This window comes from Alteribacillus iranensis, assembly GCF_900113025.1.
Classification (GTDB): domain Bacteria; phylum Bacillota; class Bacilli; order Bacillales; family Marinococcaceae; genus Alteribacillus_A; species Alteribacillus_A iranensis.
The window spans coordinates 178,733-202,136 of the sequence record NZ_FONT01000006.1 but is presented as its reverse complement, the minus strand read 5'-3'; the positions used below and the strand labels follow the sequence as shown (position 1 = coordinate 202,136).

At 41.2% G+C, this 23,404-nt stretch carries 20 protein-coding genes, 1 tRNA gene, 1 riboswitch and 1 other annotated feature; of the genes, 7 read left to right on the top strand and 14 right to left on the bottom strand.

Annotation, left to right across the window (positions count from 1 at the left end; all coding sequences use genetic code 11):
* Complete coding sequence (locus tag BM095_RS13775; protein WP_091663010.1) at window positions 1-219, top strand: DeoR family transcriptional regulator; 219 nt, start codon at window positions 1-3, stop codon at window positions 217-219.
* Between the two features lie 101 nt (window positions 220-320).
* Here the strand turns inward: BM095_RS13775 and BM095_RS13770 are convergent, their stop codons facing one another.
* The 4 genes from BM095_RS13770 to BM095_RS13755 all read right to left on the bottom strand — a co-directional run bounded on the left by BM095_RS13770 (window position 321) and on the right by BM095_RS13755 (window position 4,764).
* Window positions 321-1,037 carry a pseudouridine synthase gene (locus tag BM095_RS13770; RefSeq protein WP_091663007.1) on the bottom strand — a complete coding sequence of 239 codons (717 nt, stop codon included), beginning with the start codon at window positions 1,035-1,037 and terminating at the stop codon, window positions 321-323.
* A gap of 278 nt (window positions 1,038-1,315) precedes the next feature.
* A complete protein-coding gene (gene ftsW, locus BM095_RS13765; RefSeq protein WP_091663005.1) occupies window positions 1,316-2,455 on the bottom strand; it encodes a putative lipid II flippase FtsW in 1,140 nt (379 codons plus the stop codon).
* Window positions 2,456-2,603: 148 nt separating this feature from the next.
* Window positions 2,604-4,223, bottom strand: coding sequence for a putative polysaccharide biosynthesis protein (locus BM095_RS13760; RefSeq protein WP_091663001.1), 1,620 nt, complete (start codon window positions 4,221-4,223; stop codon window positions 2,604-2,606).
* A gap of 118 nt (window positions 4,224-4,341) precedes the next feature.
* Window positions 4,342-4,764 carry a secondary thiamine-phosphate synthase enzyme YjbQ gene (locus tag BM095_RS13755; RefSeq protein WP_091662998.1) on the bottom strand — a complete coding sequence of 141 codons (423 nt, stop codon included), beginning with the start codon at window positions 4,762-4,764 and terminating at the stop codon, window positions 4,342-4,344.
* A gap of 122 nt (window positions 4,765-4,886) precedes the next feature.
* On the opposite strand from BM095_RS13755, the gene BM095_RS13750 reads away from it, so the two are divergent.
* Entirely contained in the window at window positions 4,887-6,155 is a 1,269-nt protein-coding gene (locus BM095_RS13750; RefSeq protein ID WP_091662996.1) for a BaiN/RdsA family NAD(P)/FAD-dependent oxidoreductase, read from the top strand.
* A 545-nt stretch (window positions 6,156-6,700) separates the two neighbouring features.
* Here BM095_RS13750 and leuS read toward each other — a convergent pair.
* Window positions 6,701-9,121: a leucine--tRNA ligase gene (gene leuS, locus BM095_RS13745; RefSeq protein WP_091662994.1), complete on the bottom strand. Its 2,421-nt coding sequence runs from the start codon at window positions 9,119-9,121 to the stop codon at window positions 6,701-6,703.
* A 350-nt stretch (window positions 9,122-9,471) separates the two neighbouring features.
* Window positions 9,472-9,702 (bottom strand) — a binding site (T-box leader).
* A 213-nt stretch (window positions 9,703-9,915) separates the two neighbouring features.
* On the opposite strand from leuS, the gene BM095_RS13740 reads away from it, so the two are divergent.
* Window positions 9,916-10,473 carry a beta-class carbonic anhydrase gene (locus BM095_RS13740; RefSeq protein WP_091662992.1) on the top strand — a complete coding sequence of 186 codons (558 nt, stop codon included), beginning with the start codon at window positions 9,916-9,918 and terminating at the stop codon, window positions 10,471-10,473.
* Between the two features lie 27 nt (window positions 10,474-10,500).
* On the opposite strand, the gene BM095_RS13735 is transcribed toward BM095_RS13740, so the two are convergent.
* Window positions 10,501-11,280 carry an alpha/beta hydrolase gene (locus tag BM095_RS13735; protein WP_322787618.1) on the bottom strand — a complete coding sequence of 260 codons (780 nt, stop codon included), beginning with the start codon at window positions 11,278-11,280 and terminating at the stop codon, window positions 10,501-10,503.
* A 109-nt stretch (window positions 11,281-11,389) separates the two neighbouring features.
* Between BM095_RS13735 and BM095_RS13730 the strand changes: the two genes are divergently transcribed.
* Window positions 11,390-11,911: a gamma carbonic anhydrase gene (locus BM095_RS13730; protein WP_091662991.1), complete on the top strand. Its 522-nt coding sequence runs from the start codon at window positions 11,390-11,392 to the stop codon at window positions 11,909-11,911.
* A 70-nt stretch (window positions 11,912-11,981) separates the two neighbouring features.
* Here the strand turns inward: BM095_RS13730 and allB are convergent, their stop codons facing one another.
* Together allB and metK are read right to left on the bottom strand one after the other, a co-directional pair.
* Complete coding sequence (gene allB / locus BM095_RS13725; protein WP_091662989.1) at window positions 11,982-13,382, bottom strand: allantoinase AllB; 1,401 nt, start codon at window positions 13,380-13,382, stop codon at window positions 11,982-11,984.
* A 252-nt stretch (window positions 13,383-13,634) separates the two neighbouring features.
* Entirely contained in the window at window positions 13,635-14,846 is a 1,212-nt protein-coding gene (metK, locus tag BM095_RS13720; protein ID WP_245757912.1) for a methionine adenosyltransferase, read from the bottom strand.
* Window positions 14,847-15,038: 192 nt separating this feature from the next.
* Window positions 15,039-15,150, bottom strand: a riboswitch (SAM riboswitch).
* 519 nt (window positions 15,151-15,669) lie between these two features.
* On the opposite strand from metK, the gene pckA reads away from it, so the two are divergent.
* Together pckA and BM095_RS13710 are read left to right on the top strand one after the other, a co-directional pair.
* Complete coding sequence (gene pckA / locus BM095_RS13715) at window positions 15,670-17,274, top strand: phosphoenolpyruvate carboxykinase (ATP) (protein ID WP_091662986.1); 1,605 nt, start codon at window positions 15,670-15,672, stop codon at window positions 17,272-17,274.
* A gap of 663 nt (window positions 17,275-17,937) precedes the next feature.
* Window positions 17,938-18,885 (top strand): IS30 family transposase, encoded by a 948-nt coding sequence (locus BM095_RS13710; RefSeq protein ID WP_091662984.1) that lies wholly within the window; start codon window positions 17,938-17,940, stop codon window positions 18,883-18,885.
* Window positions 18,886-18,944: 59 nt separating this feature from the next.
* Here BM095_RS13710 and ytkD read toward each other — a convergent pair whose 3' ends face one another.
* From ytkD to BM095_RS13695, 4 genes are all read right to left on the bottom strand, one after another.
* Window positions 18,945-19,421, bottom strand: a complete 477-nt coding sequence (ytkD, locus tag BM095_RS13705; protein WP_091663091.1) for an RNA deprotection pyrophosphohydrolase — start codon at window positions 19,419-19,421, stop codon at window positions 18,945-18,947.
* Between the two features lie 60 nt (window positions 19,422-19,481).
* Window positions 19,482-19,952 (bottom strand): YwpF family protein, encoded by a 471-nt coding sequence (locus BM095_RS13700; protein WP_177194829.1) that lies wholly within the window; start codon window positions 19,950-19,952, stop codon window positions 19,482-19,484.
* 183 nt (window positions 19,953-20,135) lie between these two features.
* Complete coding sequence (locus BM095_RS16640; RefSeq protein WP_177194828.1) at window positions 20,136-20,291, bottom strand: hypothetical protein; 156 nt, start codon at window positions 20,289-20,291, stop codon at window positions 20,136-20,138.
* A 126-nt stretch (window positions 20,292-20,417) separates the two neighbouring features.
* Window positions 20,418-21,581 carry a MalY/PatB family protein gene (locus BM095_RS13695; RefSeq protein ID WP_091662981.1) on the bottom strand — a complete coding sequence of 388 codons (1,164 nt, stop codon included), beginning with the start codon at window positions 21,579-21,581 and terminating at the stop codon, window positions 20,418-20,420.
* 254 nt (window positions 21,582-21,835) lie between these two features.
* Between BM095_RS13695 and sda the strand changes: the two genes are divergently transcribed.
* On the top strand, window positions 21,836-21,997 hold the full coding sequence (gene sda, locus BM095_RS13690) for a sporulation histidine kinase inhibitor Sda (RefSeq protein ID WP_143083235.1): 162 nt from the start codon (window positions 21,836-21,838) through the stop codon (window positions 21,995-21,997).
* Between the two features lie 60 nt (window positions 21,998-22,057).
* Here sda and BM095_RS13685 read toward each other — a convergent pair whose 3' ends face one another.
* Both BM095_RS13685 and BM095_RS13680 read right to left on the bottom strand, forming a co-directional pair.
* Window positions 22,058-23,104: a glycoside hydrolase domain-containing protein gene (locus BM095_RS13685; RefSeq protein WP_091662975.1), complete on the bottom strand. Its 1,047-nt coding sequence runs from the start codon at window positions 23,102-23,104 to the stop codon at window positions 22,058-22,060.
* 159 nt (window positions 23,105-23,263) lie between these two features.
* Window positions 23,264-23,339, bottom strand: a tRNA-Ala gene (locus BM095_RS13680).
* Window positions 23,340-23,404 lie beyond the last annotated feature (65 nt).

Below are 23,404 nucleotides of genomic sequence, written 5' to 3'. Positions count from 1 at the left end.
TTGAGACCTTCAACCGACCGAATGATCACCCGTGTAAAATCCATTTATTTTTACATTAAAGAGAAAGGGACGGTGACAACAAAGGAACTGGTTGACGAATTCGGAACGACTCAACGTACGATACAACGTGATTTGAACGTCTTGGAATATAATGAACTTGTCCATAGTCCAGTACGCGGAAAGTGGAGTGTCACTCGTAAGAAAGTAAAAGTATCTTAAATAGATAGTGACACACTAGAAAAGAGGTGTAGTTTTAAGGTCTTAAACTACACCTCTTTTCTCGGACAAAACCCTAACCCCGAGCTTGCATCTTACCTCTTTCACTCTTCTACATGCCCCTTCGCTTTTTCTAACTCATCTTGAGAGAGATCACGATATTCTCCTTTGCCTAATTTAGGGTCTAGTGATAGATACCCTATCTTCACTCTTTTCAAGAACAGTACTTTATTTTCTCTTGCTTCAAACATTCGTTTCACTTGGTGAAACTTACCTTCTGTTATAGTCACCTGTATATGCCTTCCTGACTGATCTAAGCTCTCCAACTGAGCAGGCTTTGTTTGATAACCGTCGTCTAACAGAATCCCTTCTTCAAAAGCCCTCATGTCGTTTTCTGTGATACTCTTAGCGAGTTCTGCTTGATATACCTTTGGAACCTTCTTATTCGGCGAAGTGAGTGAATGAGCAAATTTCCCATCATTTGTTAGCAAAAGCAATCCTTCTGTATCCTTGTCAAGTCTCCCTACAGGAAATGGCTCTCGAACAGCGTCTTCAAATTCTAATAGATCAATGACAGTGTTGTGTAAATTATCTTCGGTAGCTGATACAACACCTTGGGGTTTGTTTAACATTAAATAAATGAACTTTTGATAATGTAATGTTTCCCCTCTTACTGTAATCTCCTGTGTTTCTGGATTTACATGTGTCGCTCCATTTTTCAGTTTTTCTCCGTCCGCTTCCACCGTGCCGCTCTTCAATAATTTTTTTACTTCTTTTCTACTTCCAAATCCGGTGTTAGCCAGTAATTTATCGATTCTCATTCTTTCGCTCCTTCTCCTTTATTAAAAAGCCAACATAATATTATGTGTCCAAACTACAGCTTCCTTCTCAAAATATCGTTAACTATCTTAATCATTATCTTTGAAGTACTAGCACTTTCCTTTCAGATCCATTCTTCTATTTTCTACTCATAAGCAAAGACACTTCTAAACAGGAGAACTTCCCGTGCTCGCGCTTTGTAAGGAGTTCTTCTTTTAGAAAGTGCCTCTTCTCTGGTATATGTTCTAGTTTAATTCAAGTTAGTAGGAGTCCTCTTTAATCATGCTGCTTGTGAATCTTCACTTTTTCGTTTCTCTTTACTGTTTTCTTTAGAGATACTTGCTAGTATCCCAATAGCAGAAAATGATACGAGCAATGATGATCCTCCGTAACTAAGGAATGGGAAAGGGAGTCCTGTTATCGGCATCAAACCAGTGGCAGCCCACGCATTCACCAGCGCTTGAGAAACGATCTGAAAAACGATCCCGAAAGAGAGAAGTGTACCAAATGTAGTTTTGTTTCTCACCCCAATTAGTATACCGCGCCAAGCGATAGTTAACAAACAGACCAACACGAACAAAATCCCTAGTATTCCTAACTCTTCTGCAACCACCGCTAATATAAAGTCAGTATGAGGCTCTGGCAAAAAATGCATCTTCTGCACACTCTGTCCTAAGCCTGTGCCCGTTAACCCACCGTGGGCAATTGCAATGTATGCTTGAATCAACTGATATCCGCTTCCACTCATTGTTTCTGCCATCTCAAAGGGATCGCGAAAAGCGGTTAAACGTTGAATACGGTATGGTTCACTTATCGCAAAATAAGCGATAACTCCGGCTGATAACGTAACTAATACAGCTAGATGCCTCCATCTCGCACCGGATAAAAAAACAATGATACCCGCCGTCATCAGAATAGATGCCGCGGTACCAAGGTCCGGTTGCAGCATAATTAATGAAAAAATGAAGACCACGACAACGAGTGGCGGGATAACGCCGCTAATAAATTTATTAATATACTGTTGTTTTTTCGAGTATACTTGCGCCAAGTAAACGATCACAGCGAGCTTCACAAATTCAGCCGGTTGAACACTGAATGGGCCAATAGCAAACCAACTTGTCGCTCCATTCACTTCCCGACCAATAAATATGACAAGAAGAAGTAATAGCATAGACCCTATAATTAAAAACGGCGATAATTTTTTTAAAAAACGATACCGAAAATGCATAAAGAACATCAAAAGACAGAGGCCGACCGCTAACCAAATGAGCTGTCTCACAAAGAAGTGAGAAGGATCCCCATACAAATCAATAGCAAGCGGAAAACTGGCACTATAAATCATGATGACACCGAATATACTTAGTAGCACCGCTGCTGAAATAAGCCACCAATCATAATCTCTATACATTCTTTTTAACATTGTTCCTCCCGGCTTTCTGCTTGACGCCCTTATCATTCCGTCCCCATATCGAATATGAAACGATCAGCAAAATTGTTGTTACATTATACCATTAAGGCTCTTTCATAAAAAAGAGTCTTTTTCGCTAATATAAAGCTCTTTCGAGTTCTCACTTTTTCAGGATAGTAAATCGGTCACCTAATACTTTTCCTGCTAAGCCACTTTTCACACTAAGTATAAAGTATAGCCCAGCTCCTGTTACCACACTAAACAACTCCACAAGGAAGGCATTTCCCCATGACTGAAGAGGAAACATAGTAACTGCCCCTTCCTTAACCAGAAGGACAGCGGCTGACATGATGACAGTAAACAAAGATATGAATAAAAAGTGTTTTCCTACGTTTTTATACTCAAAATCGGTAAATTTTCCAATAGCCCACATATTGAATATTACTGCAACACCGAAGCCTAACAACGTGCTAAAACTCGCACCCGCTGGCCCTCCAATATAAATCAACGGATATGCGCTGATCACTTTAATTATCAAACCTGCTACAAGAGATACAACGGCATAACGCTGACGATTTATACCTTGTAATACTGCTCCTGTCACTGAAAATAGAGAAAATAACACAGCAACCGGTGCGTAATAACGTAAAATATACCCTCCTACTTCCATATCTTCAAATCCAAATAATACTGCGAATGTAGGGTAAGACAATACGCTTAAACCTGCTGCTGCCGGGATCGATAAAAACAAAATAACTTGATATGTCTGCGTAATCTGTTGTTGTAATAATTTTGTATTCTTATTCGTGAAGGACTCTGTAATCGTTGGAATTAACGTAACAGACATGGCCGTTGCGATAGCAACTGGTATTAATATCAATTTATGAGATGATCCAGCAAATGCTCCATATGCAGTTTCTGCCTCTCCTTGGCTAAAACCTCCCGAAGCAATTAGCGCATTGTTAAATGTGAACATATCTACTAATTGAAATAAAGGGATAGCCAGTCCGACAAAGGAAAGCGGCAGAGCGTAAGATATTAATTCTTTATACATCTTAGTCAGAGGTATGGGCTCCGTTTCAACACTGTTCTCAACTTGTTTTTGAATAAAGCCCTTTCTTTTTTTCCAATATACTGCTAAAACTACTAATGCTCCCAAACCACCAATAAAAGCCCCAAACGTTGCAAAGCCAATAGCCGTTCCTAAGTCACCATTCCATATGTATAAAACAGCATACGCTACAGAAAGAATAAAAATAATTCGTACCACTTGCTCAATTACTTGAGAGACAGCGGTAGGCCCCATTGACCGAAATCCCTGAAAGTAACCCCGTATAACGGACATTGCCGGTATAAGTATTAAAGCAACACTAACCATACGTATGGTGAAGACAACATCTCCCCGCTCATTCCCCTGAATGTCATCGGGATTCGATATCACCCAATCAGAAATAATGGGAGCTGCAAAAAACAATACGAGAAACGCTGCAAATCCAGTCAGCGTCATAAATATAATTCCCGAACGAAACAACCTCTGCCCCGTTCTGTAATCACCTAACGCATTATATTTAGATACGAACTTTGATACAGCCATCGGGACACCTAGCGTAGCTAAACTTAAAAGAATGGTATAAGGAGTATACCCATATTGATACAATGCAAGCCCTTGTTGTCCGACCATAGCTGCAAACGGAAAAATATAAATCATGCCAAGAAATTTTGACATGAACGTCGCAAGTGACAAAATCATCGTCCCACGCAAGAATTTCGAATCTGACATTATTTCATCTCCAATAAGACAAAATGTAATCTGCCAACGCAGAAAACATTCTTACATTCTTCTACTTACATCCCCAAAAATTTTACCATACCTTTCATATAAATCGTATTCCTACCCTCTAAACCGAGCCGTTGTTATTTTCATCCTGTAATCCATTTATTAATACAGAGCGTGTTCTTGGACCATCGAATTCACAAAAATAAATTCCCTGCCACTTACCAAGCTGCAATCGCCCTTGCTTTACGATCAAAGTTTGTTGGGTCCCTACTGTACTTGCTTTTAAATGAGCCGCTGAATTTCCTTCCGCATGTCTATATTGAGAATGATCCCAAGGGTATACTTCATCCAACCTCATTAGCATGTCGCGTTTCACGTCTGGATCCGCATTTTCATTTACCGTTATACCTGCCGTCGTGTGGGGACAATACACAATAACTAGACCATTATTAAAGGATGTTTCTCTTAAATATTCGTTTACTATATGTGTAATTTCTATCATCTCATCTCGTTGTCCTGTGTGAATCGTTCTTTCTTTTATCATTTTCATTCCTCCAACGTGTGAGTATTGATATGTTTAGTGTATCATTACATTATGTTTGCTTTCTCCTTTTGCGGGAAAAATAAACATCATTCTATTACATTTCAGTTAGGCAGGTAAACGGTATGAACTACGATACAATTATTATTGGCGGCGGGCCATCTGGACTGATGGCAGCAGTTGGAGCTGCCGAACATGGTTCAAAGGTTCTTTTAGTAGAAAAAGGGAAGAAGTTGGGCCGTAAACTGGCCATCTCTGGAGGAGGCCGTTGTAATGTCACCAACCGGATGGACCAGAAAGAATTGATTGAACATATACCTGGCAATGGAAAGTTCATGTATAGCCCCTTCTCTATCTTTAATAATGAAGATATTATTTCCTTCTTCGAGGGATTAGGTATTCCGCTTAAAGAAGAAGATATGGGCCGCATGTTTCCCGTAAACGATAAAGCCATTACAGTTGTCCACACTCTTTTACAAAAAATAAAAGACCTGAACGTAAAGACTCTTCTGGAGACAAGAGTGTCTCATTTACTGTATGAGAAAGATAAGGTTACTGGAATCTCGTTAGAAGACGGATCACATATACATGCTAAATCAGTTATCGTCGCAACCGGTGGTAAATCGGTTCCTCACACTGGGAGCACCGGAGATGGCTATCCTTGGGCGGAATCAGCCGGTCACACAATAACAGACTTGTACCCTACAGAGGTTCCTATTACCTCAGAAGAACCGTTCATTAAAGATAAACGCTTGCAAGGGCTTTCTCTTGGTGATGCTGAGCTTAGTGTGTATCAAAAAAAGAGGAAACAGGTCGTCAGCCATCGTGGTGGTTTAGTATTTACTCATTTTGGCGTCTCTGGACCTATCGTATTACGCTGCAGTCAATTTGTAGTAAAGCAATTGAAAAAATCAAAAGAGAAAGAAGTTCAATTAGGATTAAATACGTTCCCAGATACAAACGAAGAAGAAATGTTTCAACAACTTGTCCACATAAAGAAAAAAGACGGGGCGAAAACAAGCAAAAACGGATTCAAAAGCCTAGTAGCAGAACGTCTTCTTCTATTTTTCCTAGAGAAATCAGGGATTCCATTCAATCAACCATTACGAGATATCTCTAATGACTCTTTGCGTAGGCTGGCTCAGCACTTGACTGATTTTCGATTTATGGCGAATGGAACCCTCTCTTTAGAGAAAGCTTTTGTAACAGGAGGCGGGGTGTCCATAAAAGAAATTCATCCGAAGCGAATGGAATCTAAGTTTAAGCAAGGGTTATTTTTCTGTGGAGAAATATTAGATATCCACGCCTACACTGGTGGATTTAATATAACATGTGCCTTCTCCACAGGTTACACAGCTGGAAAAGCTGCTGCTGATTATTTAAATGATAAATAAATACCCACAACCTGTGGATAAAATGTTAGGAACTTTTCCTCAACACAAACTCCCTAAAATTCGACATTTTATTCATAGTGTGGGTAACCACTATGGTTATTAACAATGATATTCACAAAAAATAGAGTTATCCACAATTTTATGCACAAATACACATGTTCGCACGTGGACATCCTTTCGTACTGAGTAAATAAAACGCAAGCTTCCTGTTCCTGACAAATGTCTAGGAAGCGCCGAGGCAACTTTGTCGTGTATGAACGGAAACCCTTTCAAACCGATAGAGGTGACGAGGCTTCTCCAAAAAAATTAATACTATATTTATTATGCTATTTTCCAAAAAAAAAGAAATACCCTCCTCCTCCACATCAGACACGAGTATCGCTGTAGCTATTGCCTACTTGCGACTTCAATATCGACGTTTCTATAGAGATATTCCTGCGGCAGTGTGCCGCAGGAATAGTTAGGTATTTCTTAATGGATATATCTACTCTCTTCTTTGTACTTTGTTTACCTAACAGCTTAGTGTCAGGAAAACTATGACTGCATCAAGTAGCCACAATATTAACGAGCTTACCGGGAACAGCAATAACTTTACGGATCGTTTTCCCTTCTATATGTTCTTGGACTTTTTCATTTTCTTTCGCCAATACTTCCAACTGATCTTTATCTGCATCTTTTGGCACTACTGCTTTCGCTCGTACTTTTCCATTTACCTGTAAAACAATTTCAATATTATCCTCTACAAGCATGCTTTCATCATACATTGGCCATTCCTGATAAGATATAGTTTCATGATGACCGAGCATCTCCCATATCTCTTCACCAAGATGAGGAGCAATTGGTGAAAGAAGCTTAATGAATCCTTCCATAAACTTCTTTGGAAGTACTTCTTGTTTGTACGCCTCATTGACAAACACCATAAGTTGACTAATAGCAGTGTTAAAACGCAAGTTGGTATAATCATCTGTGACTTTTTGTACTGTCTGATGATACGTACGTGCAAAGCTATCACTGCCCTCTGCTTCCTGGATACCTTCGCTCAGTTTACCCTCATCATCTGTAAAAAGACGCCAAACACGATCAAGAAAACGTCGTGCACCATCTAATCCGTTCTCTGACCAAGCTACAGAGGCATCTAAAGGCCCCATGAACATTTCATATAAACGAAGAGTATCCGCTCCATGTGTGTTAATAATGTCATCTGGATTGACAACATTCCCTTTGGATTTACTCATTTTCTCATTATTTTCCCCAAGGATCATTCCTTGGTTGTACAAACGCTGAAACGGTTCCTTCGTTGGTACTACTCCAAGATCGTACAGGACTTTATGCCAAAAACGGGCGTAGAGTAAATGCAAGACCGCGTGCTCCGCTCCACCTATATAAATATCAACAGGCAGCCAGCGGTTGAGCTTTTCCTCATCTGCCAGTTTCTCCGTGTTATTCGGATCTATAAATCGTAAATAATACCAACAGCTGCCCGCCCATTGAGGCATTGTATTTGTTTCTCTGCGTCCCTTCTTGCCTGTTTTCGGATCAGTCACTTCAAGCCAATCTTGTGCGTTAGCTAATGGAGACTCTCCTGTACCAGAAGGCTTAATTTCATCCATATCAGGCAGCTCAAGAGGTAATTCTTCCTCAGACACTGTTGTCATTGTCCCATCTTCCCAGTGTATCACCGGGATTGGTTCTCCCCAATAACGCTGGCGGCTGAATAGCCAATCGCGAAGACGGTAAGTAATTTGTTTTTTGCCTTTCCCTTCGCTCTCTAGCCAATCAATCATTTTCGTTATTGCTTCTTCAGTGTGAAGACCATTGAGAAAGTCGGAGTTAACGTGCGGACCGTCTTCTGTGTAAGCTTCTTCCTGCACGTTTCCTCCTTCCACGACTTCTACGATAGGAAGCTCAAACTTTTGTGCAAATTCGTAGTCACGCTCATCATGGGCCGGAACCGCCATAATAGCCCCACTGCCATAACTAACGAGAACGTAATCAGCAATCCAGATAGGAAGCTTCTTTCCATTCACTGGGTTGACAGCATAAGCCCCTGTGAACACGCCTGTTTTTTCTTTTTGAAGCTCTGTTCGCTCCAGTTCACTTTTCGTAGCTACTTGCTTCTGGTAAGCTTCCACTTCTTCTTTTTGCTCTGGTGTTACAATCTTATCTACTAATTCATGCTCGGGAGCAAACACACAGTAGGTGGCGCCAAACAAAGTGTCTGGACGTGTGGTAAATACGGTAAATGTTTCACTGGAGCTGTCAATGGTAAAGTCGACGTCAGCCCCTTCCGAACGCCCTATCCAGTTTCGTTGCATATCCTTTACACTTTCCGGCCAATCGAGCTCTTCTAAATCTTCAAGAAGACGCTCCGCATACTCTGTTATTTTCAGCATCCATTGTTTCATAGGCCTACGTTCTACCGGATGACCGCCACGTTCACTGACTCCATCGATTACCTCTTCATTCGCTAATACGGTTCCGAGTGCCGGGCACCAATTAACCGCCACTTCGTCCATATATGCCAGTCCCTTATTATATAACTGGATAAAAATCCATTGGGTCCATTTATAGTAATCAGGGTCTGTCGTGTTAATTTCTCGATCCCAGTCATAAGAAAAACCTAGCGATTTAATTTGTTTCTTGAATGTTTCAATGTTAGACTGGGTGAATTCTCTCGGGTGCTTGCCAGTATCTAGTGCAAACTGTTCAGCAGGTAGTCCAAAAGCATCCCACCCCATTGGATGCAGCACATTCCACCCTTGCATCCTTTTCATGCGAGACAGGATATCCGTTGCTGTATATCCTTCCGGGTGTCCCACATGAAGCCCAGCACCTGAAGGGTATGGGAACATATCTAAAGCGTAAAAGTCTGGACCTTCGCTAGCTTCGTCACTCGTTTTGAATGTTTTGTTCTTTTCCCAATAGTCCTGCCACTTCTTTTCAATCTCTTTATGAGGAAATGCCATCTTAATTTGCCTCCTTCTTATTTACAAACAATGAAACAGTGTCTAAAACTTTTTTCATGTGTGAGGTCACTTCGTTATCCATTCAGAGAATAGATATGGTATGTACTCATGGAAATACTCCATGAAACGATTCATACTGTCCGCTGCTTCATCCATTCCAACGTGCTAAGTATATTTAAGAAATGAGCAAAGCGTCTGCTTTCGCTGGCAATAAGCGCTAGAAGCTGCCAATACAGCTTATCGCCGTTAGATGGATAGAAACAACTTCGAGCTGGTGACTTCTAAATAGGGAGGCCGAGAATACTTTTTCAAAGTTTTTACAAAAAACCTCCCGACCCTTATTGTATGAAATAAGGGACGAGAGGTCATAAGTTCCCGCGGTACCACCCTGGTTGGTGCGCACACAGCACACCCGCTCTTGTATCTTTAACGCAGATTAACGGCAAAAAGTACTGCTCAACCTTATTCCTCTTTGCAACTAAAAGGTGAGTTCACAGGCCGTCTTCGTCTAGCTTTCACCACCCGCTAGCTCTCTGTCTCCCCCGACTTGACCGCTACTGCTCCTTTATTATCGCTTTTTATATACGCTCAATTTTCTTGTCAATACCTGATATTTTATGAATTTTTTCGCTATCTGTCAAGTTCCTTACACTATCAGCTATACGGCGTGGCAGCTCAGCATACGTTCAATGTATGAGTGAACAACTTGACAAATGATACAGATCCATGAAATATAAACATACAGGCACGTTTACGCTACGAACGCAAGACAACTTTCTTAAGGCGGTGTAATAATGTCCATGATGGATGCTATTTTAGAGTATAACAAAACATTCGTAGAAGAAAAGAAATACGAGCAATTTCAAACTACCAAATTTCCCAACAAAAAGTTGGTCATTCTTACATGTATGGATACAAGATTAATGGAGCTTCTCCCTCGGGCATTAAACTTATCCAATGGGGACGCAAAGATCATTAAAAACGCCGGAGCTGTTATCTCACACCCATTTGGGAGTATTATGAGAAGTATTATCGTTTCCTTATACGAACTACAAGCACAAGAAGTTGCTATTATAGGACACTATGACTGCGGGATGACAGGTCTTCAATCTAAGACCATTTTAGAAAAAGCGAAAGCGCATGACCTTGATATGTCTAATATTGAAGTCGCTAAGTATACAGGCATCGATATAGATAGTTGGCTGAAAGGCTTTGACAGTGTGGAGGACAATATACGTAACAGCGTGGATATTGTGAGACGCCATCCTTTACTGCCCAAAAACACGCCGGTTCACGGGCTCGCTATCTGTCCGGAAACGGGAAGACTAACCGTTATTGATATGGAAGAATAACATAGGGGGCTGATTGTAAGCCCCACTTTACATTCTTACATGTAAAAAATTTATCATGAAACGCAAAACCTCTTCTCGTTCAGGCTCATTTAATAATTCATGATAGAGCCCTTTCCATTCTTTGATTGAACGATCTTTTGTTTCTAACCTATTGAACCAGCGATGAGTAGCGTGCTGGTCCACAATATAGTCTTCTCCAGCCTGCATGACTAATAGCGGAATATCAGGAAAGCGATCTGTCTGATGATAAGCTATCCTCATCGCCTTTACCATTTCTTGATACCAACGAGCCGTAACTGTTGTTATGTTTAGCTCATCTTCTTGATACTCTTTTCTAACATCTGGATTCCTCGTTATCCTTTCAGCATGTATACCTGTCTTGGCAGTTAACGAAGGTGTAACCCTGTGTAACATCTTTGTTGCGAGCTCAGCCATTCGATTTGGGTATTCATACAGCCCTAGACAAGGAGAGGACAAGACGAGCCCCTTTACAGGCATATATTTCTCCATTAATGCACGAATGCTAATAAGCCCTCCCATACTATGACCGAATAAAAAGATAGGTAACTCATAGGAAGAGGCTTCCTTATACCACTCATACACTGCTTCTATGTATTGATCAAAACTATCAATATGCCCTCTTTTCCCCCGCGTTCTCCCGTGGCCTGGCAAGTCTCCGCTGACAACGTGAAACCGTTGCTGGTTTAGTTGATTGAAGAGCCATTTGTAGCGCCCATGATGTTCACCAGCTCCGTGAATAACTACCACCGTCCCTCGCGCTCGTTCACTCATCCATTGTTTCATCATCACGCGATCTCCCTTTCCTTGCAAAATAATCTCAGTGGTATTCTCTGTCTATTTTACTACTATTTTTGATAAACTGGTATTAACTTCTTGTCACATTGGAGGGAATGGTATGATTTATCCTTATAAAGATGTCTGGCCTCAAATTGCAAATACAGCTTACATTGCTGATTACGTTACTATTACAGGAGATGTAACTGTTGGGGAGGAAACTAGCATTTGGTTTAACACAGCCATACGAGGAGACGTAGCCCCTACTTACATCGGAAACAGAGTAAGTATTCAAGATAACTCTGTCCTGCACCAAAGTCCAAATAACCCTCTTATTATTGAAGATGACGTTACAATTGGACATATGGTTATTTTACATAGCTCCATTATTCGAAAAAATGCCCTTATCGGCATGGGCAGCACCATTTTGGATAAGGCCGAGATTGGAGAAGATGCATTTATAGGTGCTGGCAGTCTTGTTCCACCGGGAAAGGTGATCCCACCACGAACACTAGCGTTAGGTCGGCCGGCTAAAGTGGTGAGAGAACTGACAGAGGAAGATTTTAAAGAAATGGAACGCATTCGCCAAACCTATGTAGAAAAAGGTCAATATTATAAAGAGATCACCCAAAAACGAGAGTAAATCTCGAACAACATACTGCCAAAAACACTTTACCACACACTGTTTTTGGCAGTATTAACAGCTAACGCATTTAATTAGAGATAGGTTTCACAAGTGTTCCTTGACCTGGTTCTCCTACAATGTCCCCTTCTCTCATCACGAATTCCCCATTAACGATGGTACTCACCGGCCAACCTTTTATGTGAAAACCGTCATACGCTGTGATTTTACTCTTACTGTGCAATTTTTCTCTTTTTATGACTCCTTCTTTATTCATATCGACTATCGTTATATCCGCATCTGCTCCAGGGGATAGAGTGCCTTTTTTTGGATACAACCCGAATAATTTAGCCGGCTGCTCAGACAGTACGCGCACCAAGTCTGAAAGCGACAGTCGCCCTTCATTTACTGCGTTTAACATCAAGGGTGGTAATGTTTCAACTCCGCACATGCCAGCCGGGATAGACCAGAGATCACCGTCTTTTTCCTCTTCAGTATGTGGGGCGTGATCGGAACAGACGTGGGAGATAGTTCCTTCCCTGATTCCTTCCCAAATCCTATCTTGATCCTCTTTATATTTCACAAGAGGATAGATCTTCATTTGTGGCCCAACTCGCTCATAATCTTCAACAGATAAAAACAGATAGTGAGGACATGTCTCTACTGTAACAGGATATCCTTCTGCCTGCGCCTCTTTTATAAGATCTACAGCTTTGCCGCTGCTCACATGAAGGACATGAAATCGCGCTCCCGTTTGTTTTGCCATTTCTATACCAGTCTGCACAGCTAAAACTTCAGCTAAAGCAGGGCGAGTTGCTACAAAATCCTCATAAGTAGAGCCCCCACGCTCTTTCATCTGAGCTGTCAATGTTTGAATAAGATCACTGTTTTCGCCATGAACGGCAAATATCTGCCCTGTCTTGGCTACTCTCTCCATCATTTCATACACTTCTCCATCATGAAATGGTGGAATAACATCCTCTTCCCCCTCTTTATAGTTATACATTAATTGATATGTTTGTTTATGTACGGCATATCCCCAGAAAAATTTAAAACCAATCACACCTTTTTGATGCATCTCTTCAATATTCTCATTATTTAAGTGACCAAGACATATCCCCCATAATCCATAGTTAACCATCGCTTTAGACTGCAGATTCTCGTGTTGGCGGTCAAAATTTTCAGCATTATTTACAGGAGGCGTCGTGTTAGGCATTTCAAATATTGTTGTTATTCCCCCTGCAGCTGCAGCACGAGTAGAGTGAAAAAAGTCTTCCTTGTAGGTAGGGCCCGGATCGCGTGAATGCACATGTGTGTCAATGAGGCCGGGGAGAACGTATTTACCTTCCGCGTCCACAACCTGAGCCGATTGTCCCGGCAAGTCATCTTTTGATACGGCTGTTATCTTCTTATTTTTTATGTAAATATTCCCCTGAACCATACCGTTAGGAGAAACGATTGTCCCGTTAGCAATTTTCATATCCCACTCCATCATAAGTGCCTCCTTAACAATATTTTGTTATTCCCTTTCTATTCTACCACTAGTTTACTCTTATCCTTTCGTTATGTTGGATAAAAAAAGAAATGCCTCCCTATTTGCTTTAGTAAAACGTGGCACTCGACAGCAAGAAATATTTATATTGCTGCCGCTGTGCCACCTTACTATAGCTTTTTGTGAGCCTCCCGATTCTTTTCAGCAGGTTCTCACTTTGCAGGTTATCCGGCATTTCCTCATTGCGTTTTTTTATTGTCTTGATTCTCTTGCCATGTCTCTTAATATTTCAGCTTTATCTGTTTTCTCCCATGGCAGGGCGACATCCGTACGTCCGAAATGTCCATATGCTGCTGTCTGTTTATAAATTGGACGGCGCAAGTCCATCATTTTTATAATACCTGCTGGTCTCAAATCAAAGTTGTGTCTCACAAGTTCAACAAGCAAACCTTCCGAGACCTTGCCCGTTCCGAAAGTTTCGATTGAAATGGAGACCGGTTGGGCTACTCCAATAGCATAAGCAAACTGCACTTCACATTTGTCAGCTAAGCCAGCTGCCACAATATTCTTGGCAACATAACGAGCAGCGTAAGAAGCAGAGCGATCTACTTTCGTAGGATCCTTACCGGAGAATGCGCCTCCTCCATGACGCGCATACCCTCCGTAAGTATCAACAATAATTTTTCTTCCTGTTAATCCGGCATCCCCTTGCGGACCACCAATAACGAATCGACCCGTTGGATTAATAAAATAATTCGTATCTACATCTAAAAGCTCTTCTGGGACGACGGGCAGAATGACATGTTCTTTTAAGTCTTGATCAATTTGTTCTAAAGTAACATCAGCATGGTGCTGCGCAGATATTACAATAGTATCTATCCGGAGCGGCTGGCCACTCTCATCATATTCAACCGTTACCTGAGTTTTCCCATCAGGTCGCAAGTAAGGAACAATACCTTCTTTACGAACTTTGGTTAAGCGTCGGGCCAGCTTATGGGAAAGTGAAATGGGCAAAGGCATTAATTCTTCAGTCTCATTTGTCGCATAACCGAACATCAGTCCTTGGTCCCCTGCACCAATCGCTTCCAATTCTTCCTCAGTCATATTACCTTCTCTAGCTTCTAGGGCTTGGTCCACTCCCTGGGCAATATCTGCGGACTGCTCATCAATAGAAGTTAAAATAGCGCATGTTTCATAATCGAACCCATATTTTGCTCTTGTATAACCGATATCCTTTAAAGTATCTCTTGCTATTTTCGGAATATCGACGTATGTAGAGGTTGTAATTTCTCCTGCTACTAATATTAGTCCTGTATTTGTTACTGTCTCACAAGCCACGCGCGCGTTTGGATCGTTTTTTAATATTTCATCCAAAATAGCATCAGAAATCTGATCACATATTTTGTCCGGGTGGCCTTCTGTGACAGATTCAGACGTAAATAACCTGCCTTCTCTATTTGACACACTATTTCCTCCTTCTTTATAAGTATTTACGGTACTCATTCCCCAATTTCACCTTACAAGACGATGTAAAAATGTGATGGGCTGCTGTCACCTATTTCACCTATATCGGTAACCGCAAAACATTATCGGTGTAAAAACAAAAGACCCTTTCCTATGAGAGGAAAAGGGTCTGTCATTACGTTCACCTTTCGCCTCTTATCTTCCAAGACGACATTCGCCTTTCCAGGTTAGCACCTTTTCCCCTAAATTGAGGTTGGTTGCCGGGCTTCGTAGGGCCTGTCCCTCCACCAGCTCAGGATAAGAGTATCCGTTCGCGATTATCATAACGTACGTACCGGCCGCTGTCAAATATAAACTCTCACATCCTGATTCTTGCACAGATTAGAGTGTGAGCAGAGGCGTTTATGACTTATCATGATTTTGTGACTGATATTTAGTAAGGTTTTTATAAGAGAACAATGAAAAACATTCCCTAACTAAATGCCTGTATTATTTTACTCTGTACGGCAAATCCTGTATACAAATACGTCTTTTTTGAAAAATACATCGGACTCTTCAATTGTATATAAGAAAAGGTGATTTCTTGTTGCCCTTCGGCATAATATCTGCAACCTCCATTCGCAACACTTTATAAGGCATAACATTCCATTTTATTCACCTTTTCTTGCAAAAGAACTTACAAATAAACAAAAAGAGTTGACAAGGTAAGACACAAAATCTTTAACAAAAATATTTAAATAGTATAGACTATATAAATAAATGTGTTATACTATTTCATAAATAATTAAGAGCACACATTAACCAAAGAAAGGGTTTTGCCGCCATGACGACGATCAATTTCTCAAATGAATTGTCTGAGCTAATTCATGGAGAAAACGTCCTAAATGATTTACCTTTATCTAAACTGATCGAAAAATCTCTTACACGAAAAGAAGGCATGCTAACTTCTCAAGGTGCTTTGAGTGTAGAGACTGGAAAATATACAGGACGCTCCCCGAAGGACAAATATATTGTAGACGAAGAGTCAGTTCGCGATGATATTAACTGGGGATCTGTTAACCAACCTATTAGCAAAGATATCTTTTCATCTTTATACAAAAAAGTAATAGATTATCTCAAGGATAAGAATGAATTATTTGTCACACGTGGCTATGCAGGAGCAGACCCTGCCTATCGTCTTCCTATTAAAGTTGTTAATGAATACGCGTGGCATAACGTTTTTGCACGACAGTTATTTATCCGTGCAACCGAAGAAGAACTAAAGGATCACAACGCTGAGTTTTCCATCGTTTATGCTCCAGACTTTAAGGCTGATCCTGAAGTTGATGGGACTAAGTCGGAAACGTTTATCATTACTTCTTTTGAAGAACGTATCGTCTTAATTGGCGGGACAGAATATGCGGGTGAAATCAAAAAGTCAGTTTTCTCTGTTATGAACTACCTTCTGCCGAAAAAAGGTGTACTATCCATGCATTGCTCTGCCAACGTTGGAGAAGAAGGAGACACCGCTCTCTTTTTCGGTCTATCAGGAACCGGTAAAACAACCCTTTCCGCTGACCCAAATAGACATCTAATTGGAGACGACGAGCATGGATGGTCTAATAATGGCGTTTTCAATATTGAAGGTGGATGCTACGCTAAATGTGTGAACCTTTCTTATGAAAAAGAACCGCAAATATGGAATGCGATCCGCTTCGGAACGGTGTTGGAAAATGTTTATGTTGATGAAAAAACCGGTAAGCCCGACTATAACAACACAGAGTTAACTGAAAATACAAGAGCCGCTTACCCAATCGAGAATATTCCTAATACCCTTAGCCCAAGCATGGCAGGTCATCCATCAACCATTATCTTTTTAACTGCTGATGCATTTGGAGTACTTCCTCCCATTAGCAAATTGACGAAAGAGCAGGCTATGTATCACTTTTTAAGTGGATACACGAGTAAACTTGCCGGAACAGAGCGTGGAATTACCGAGCCAGAAGCCACATTCTCAACTTGCTTTGGTTCTCCGTTCCTCCCTCTCGACGCTTCCGTGTATGCGGAGATGCTCGGTGAAAAGATTTTAGAACATGATGTAAATGTCTTTCTTGTAAACACAGGGTGGTCAGGCGGACCTTACGGTGTCGGTTCAAGAATGAAGCTTCCATACACGAGAGCCATGATTCAGGCAGCTCTGCTTGGAGAGCTAGATGGCGTCCAAACGACAAAAGATCCGTTCTTCGGTTTATATATTCCAACTCAATGCCCTGGGGTACCGGATGAAGTGTTACAGCCAAAGCAGACTTGGAATGACCCGAAAGCTTACGATAAAAAAGCTAAAGAGCTGGCAGCCAAATTTCAGGAGAACTTCACAAAGTTTGAGAACGTTTCTCAGGAAATCAAAAATGCCGGCCCGAAAGTGTTAGCCACGGAAAGCGCCGAATAAAGGAAAAGGGGCTGTATCAAAAGGTCATAAAAAATGACCTTTTGACAGCCCTTTTTTCAATTCTATAAGCTTCGTTGTTAAAATGAACTTCTCCCCTTTCGTATAAATGGCTCTTCAGGTTCGCTTGCACCACGGGCACAAGGGCGACATCAGTTCAAACGACGCTACGCTTGTTTTCGCTGTGTCTTCTTAGCCGCAGGGCAAGGCTTCAGCTAACCGACGGAAGACCGCCGTCGGTGGATCTTCAGCTCTTGCTTCGACGCACAGGACGTGCTAGTGTCGGCGTTGGCCACAGGACGTGGCCGCATTTAGCCGACGTCCCGCAGGCGTCTCACCTGATCGCCAACCAAAAATAAGGGATGAAAAAAACTTCAACAATCTTTTTTTTATATGACTAATTGTAATATCAAGTGCAACACCTTATGGTCATGGAGCTGTCAAGATACCGTGGAATACCGAAGTGAAGCGAGGATATGCCGCGAAAGATCTTGAACAGCTTACTCCCTTAAGATACTGTTCGCCGGCGTTCAAAGCGACGACAGTTCGTCTTTGACGCCTTAACTATCTGGTGAATACGGGGAAACACGGACCAAAAAAAGCAGCTCATGACAGCTTCGTGTACAATGTTAGTTACCACACAAACAAAAACACGGGGGTGCTGTCATGAGCTACCAACACCTTAGCACATTTGAACGCGCACGTATAGAGACCCTTCGCAGTCTCAATTATTCTATTCGATCTATCTCAAAAATGATTCATCGGAGTCCGTCTACGGTGTCTAGGGAGTGTCGTCGAAACACGGTGGGGAATAACCCCTACTGTTCAGAAACTGCACAATGCCGGTATCATAAGCGCCGGCGACACTGTCACCCTCAAGGAAAATGGACGAAAGACTTGGCTCAGAAAATTGATGAAAAATTAGATCTGACCTGGTCTCCTGAGCAGATTGCTCACCGATTATTCAAGGGATCACTAAGCTTTAAGACCATTTACAGGTGGCTCTACCAAGGTCTTCTCACGAAGAACGTGGCTGCCTTACGACACAAAGGAAAGCGTCAAAGATCAAAAGAAACCAGGGGTCGATTTAATGTAGGTACGTCTATTAAAAAGCGTCCGAAAGAGATTCGAAAACGAAAGACCTTCGGGCATTGGGAACTTGACAGTGTAGTATCTAGTCGAGGAAAAATCAAAGGATGCTTAGCGACGTTTGTCGAGCGCAAGACACGTTGGTATATCGCCTTGAAGATGCCCAATCGTACAGCAGCCTCGATGGAAAACGCTATTCGGACCCTTCATGGAGTATTACCTGAACGATCCTTTCAAACTGCCACCGTCGATCGCGGGAAAGAGTTTGCCTGTTACCCGACGATCGAGAATGATCTAAAAATAGACGTCTATTTTGCTGATCCCTATTCTTCTTGGCAACGAGGCAGTAATGAAAATGCAAATGGACTTCTGCGGGAATTCTTTCCGAAAGCAAGTGATTTGGCCAAGGTCACGGAAGAGGAATTAGAACGAGCATTAGCTCTTATCAACGGACGTCCTAGAAAATGTTTAGACTGGAAAACCGCCCACGAAGCGTTTGAGCAAGAAGTGTTGCACTTAGCTTGACAAACCGTCTTATATAAAAGAGCAGAACGCGCATATAAGACTTATCTCCCTTCACATAACTATTGCAAATAGCCTGTCTTCTCTATGTAACTAAGTGCACGTGTAAGTACATCATCTTTCATAATGAAACTGAAATCTTCGTCCTGCTGAATTCCCTCTGGGAGAGTAGATAAAAGGACTGGTCCTTTTGTTTCTAGATAGTCTTCTTTTTTCTCTAACTTATCGATAGTTGCAAAAAACAAGCTCTTTACTATTACCTCTGATCTCCCATGAACCCGATATTGTCCAATCTGATTAATATTAGCTATAACTCCTCCAGTCTCTTCCCATACTTCTCTCATTGCCGCCTCTTTTGCAGTTTCTCCCTTTTCTACTTTCCCTCCTGGAAATTCAAGGCCTCGGCGGCTGTGACGAGTGAGCAGCCATTTGTTCTCATAGCGGCAAATCACCCATACATGACCAGGATTTTTCGAAAAAGGGGAATCATCAAAAACAAGATTTACTTCATTCTCATAATAATCAATAAAGGTGTGTATTTTCATTCTTTCATCATCCTATTTCAGCGTATATAGGTTTGGAAAGATAACCGATGAGATTCAAGAATCAAATGATGCATAGATGTTCTCTGCTAACTTTCTTGACCATTCCGCTTTATCTTCTTTTCTATTCGTGAATTCTTCCAACAATGATTCCCCATTGTAGCCTGCATGAATCAATTCTTGTAAAATTAAGTTAGAAATATCCTCTTTGCCTGAAGTCATCTTTGCTACGATCATCACACTAATCTTTTCGCTCAATGTCACGGTTTTTTTAACTTCTCCTGCCATCATGGCTGGCTCATTCTTCCGATCTGTGATAAGCACTTCCATCACTAGTTTATTCTTTTCATTTTTTATTTTCTCAAAAAAATCTCGTTCTTCATGAGGGATAACTGCTTCTATCAACCAGGAGCCATCTTTTTCTTCTCTGTTTATAATGAGCCCCTCTTGTAATGGAACAACCTTCTCTTCAACTGTTCCTTGTTTCATCAGTAACAACTTCAACGATACCAATCGAAATGTTTTCATTGTTCTCTCCTTGGATAAATATGACATGGAAAGATGATTTTCTTAAGCGATAAAATTCACGTTCAGAGAGCAATCTAAAAAGCGCAAATAAGCGATTAGCCTTTATCATTTCCTAAACTACAACAAGAAAGACTGCCAACATAACTGAGACAGTCTTTTCTTATCTCTCCGCCTGCTGCCTCTTCATTTACAGCAAACCGTAGTTTCTTTGCTTTGATCTTCCCCCGCTTGTCTTTCTGCCATCCACGATAAAAAATGTTCCTCATCATTGTTTAGAGGCCGTTTTAGACCTTCTGTGAATTCCGCTAGGAGGGCTTCCTCGTAAAATTTTGATTTCATATAAACAGGACTCCTTTTGCAATGATAATGAAAAACATTTTACTGCAAATGAACTCCACACTGTCTCTTATATCTTTATTCCATTTTTTTATAAATATGATGTCACGTAGTAAAGGGTGGCCCTGATTATATTTTATCATATGCTTGCTTTAATCTTCTTACACCTTCTTCAACATTGGCACGTGGACAGGCAACATTGATACGTACATAACCAGCTCCCTCTTCTCCAAATATATGTCCATCACTCAGAGCTAATTTCCCTTCCTGTCGCAGCCATTTTTCTAATTCGGATGCTGACATGTTCAAGCCGCGCATATCAATCCATACTAAATACGTGCCTTCCGGCTCAATGACTCTCAACTCAGGCATGTTTGTCTCTATAAACTCTTTTAGGTAACGGACATTTCCGCGAAGATATTCTAATAATTGTTCAAGCCAGTCTTCTCCTTGTCGATATGCTGCTTCAGCCGCCACGATAGAGAACGGGTTATCCATTCCTACAAACTGTCGCTGTAATTGGTTTTCATATTTCGTTTTGAGACTATCTTCTTCGAAAATAACATAAGATAACTGTAAGGAAGCTAAGTTAAAAGTTTTACTAGGTGCCATACAAGTAATTGTTTGTATTTGCTTTCCTTGAGCAGCCTGAGCGAATGGAATGTGCTTTCCTTCTAAGACTAGATCTGCATGAATTTCATCTGATACTACAAGGATATTGTAAGTTTCGCATAAGTCAGTGAGTCTTTGAAGCTCTTCCTCCGTCCACACCCTGCCTATCGGGTTGTGCGGGCTGCATAATAACAGCATTTTTGCCCCATTTTTCATTTGTTCCTCTAAGTTCTTAAAATCAATGGTAAACCCTTCCCTCTCCTCTTTTAAAGGATTACGAAGCGTTTTTCTTTTGTTCATTTGAATTAGTGAATAAAAAGGATAGTACACCGGGGGCTGAATGATAATTCCATCGCCCTCTTCTGTAAAAGCCTGTATAATATGATTAATTGCAGGCACTACCCCCGGAGTAAATACAAATTGACCGGTCTCTAATGTTCTTCCAAAACGCTTTTTGTTCCAATCTACTATCGCCTGTCGCAACGATTCCGGCTTCCGGTAATAACCAAATACGCCATGATCCAAAACACTTTGCATAGCCTCGCGCACGGGCTCAGGAGCTTTGAAATCCATGTCAGCAACCCACATTGGCCATAAATCTGAAGCTCCATAGCGCTCTCCTGTAGCATCCCATTTCATTGAATTCGTATTCTTTCTATGTATTACTTTGTTAAAATCCACGATGACTCCTCCTAACACCCATTATAAAAGATAGTTATTTTGTAAGTTTGCCTCTTTTCTTATACATTTTCAAGTTCTACTCATTATTATCAAATGAATGAAAACAATATACACTTTTTATTGCATTTAGTAATAGTTTCCGTTACACTAAAAAGGAAAGCCTTAAGATATGTCATTTTATGTTATCTTCTTATATAGAAAGTTTAGCATATTTTTCATATAACAGTACACATATTGTAAAGGAGATCTCTTGTATGCAGCACATTTCAAACCGCGTCTTGAGTGAGGCATATGAAAAAGCGCTGGAACTTCGCTTGGAAGAGGACTTTATTGAACTCTTGCGCTCTGAAATGGTGCGCCGGGGAATGACACCTTCTGAGCAAACTGCCAGCTCACGTTTACAGTTGACTAAATAGAAAACATTTTTTATACGATCGAAGCGTCTCTCCTAGTCAGGAAAGACGCTTTTCCTTTTATCACCACAAAACATTCTGCAAATCTTCTCTAAATAAATTCGTATCAACATTGCAAGCTTCTGCCTGAATGCCATATTGCCACCCCCAAGCCAAAGACTCATCAGGTGCTTCAGGATTAAATGCCGGTGCCTCCTCTTTTGTAGTTACACCTACTTCAGGTGCGGAGGTCCATATATACGTTTCTTCACGAAGCGTTTCTACTTCTTCAACGGCCTCCTGAAAAGCCGTGGATATTTCTTGCTCGGAATCAAAAACACCATATATCCCTGCTTCATACTCTGAGTTACTTAACGTTTCATACCATCCTTCAATGAATGCTGCATCCACCGGATAAGTGGGTTCAATATCTGCAAATAATGCCACTCCTTCAGGAACTCCCATCTCTCTTGCCATATCAATTGCGGTCTCGGCTTCCTCTTCTCCGGTTTCATATCCTGTAGCGTCATTAAAATGGTTATAAATCAATAATATTTTAGCATTGTTCGAATGAAGACGCTCCATCTCCTCGTTTGTCAAACCTCGCGACACACCTTCTTTATCACCTAAATATCTCCCCCACACTTGGGGTTCCCCAAAGTTTTCTTCCACACAGGAAATCAGATCAGCGTCTACGGCAGAAGTCGTGTCTGTTCCCCACACGTAGTTTTGATCCCCGGTATCACCATTGGCAGTGTTACCGTTTGATGTAGTGCCGCTATTCCCTTCTTCTCCTCTATTCGACTCACTACGCTGCTCACTCATAGACTGAATATCATTGACTATATCATTATTCACTTTGACATCCACACTTACATCTATTCTATTTAAGGCTTCATTATTTATTTTTGCTTTTTCCTCTTCTCCTGTATTTGAACGATTTTCAATCGAGGTGCTAACATCGGATGCATCACCTTTTATGTGGTTGGATATTTGATTAGAGATAAGAGTATCTGCCTCCCCTGCTCGATGAAACTCTTGTGAAAAGAGAGAAGGCAATATAAAGAGAGCAAATGAGAGAAGTAGAATTAAGAAGGCAGCCGCCCATAAAAATAATTTTTGTTTTATCATATCCTCACGCCTTTCTTCAGCATCCTATGACTGCTAATGAAGACTGTGAGGGCTGTCTTTGTAAATATTCACTCAGTGACAGCAGCAAAAAACGACACTATTCCCTTTGAAAGAAACAGTGCCGTTCATTAAGTATCTAGTAATTGTAGAGTAAATTAGTGGTGGAGCATAGCGGGCTCGAACCGCTGACCTCAACACTGCCAGTGTTGCGCTCTCCCAGCTGAGCTAATGCCCCTTAACACAACAATTCTATTATAAAGAGTTATACATGCTATGTCAATGTTCACTTGTCGCAAGAAT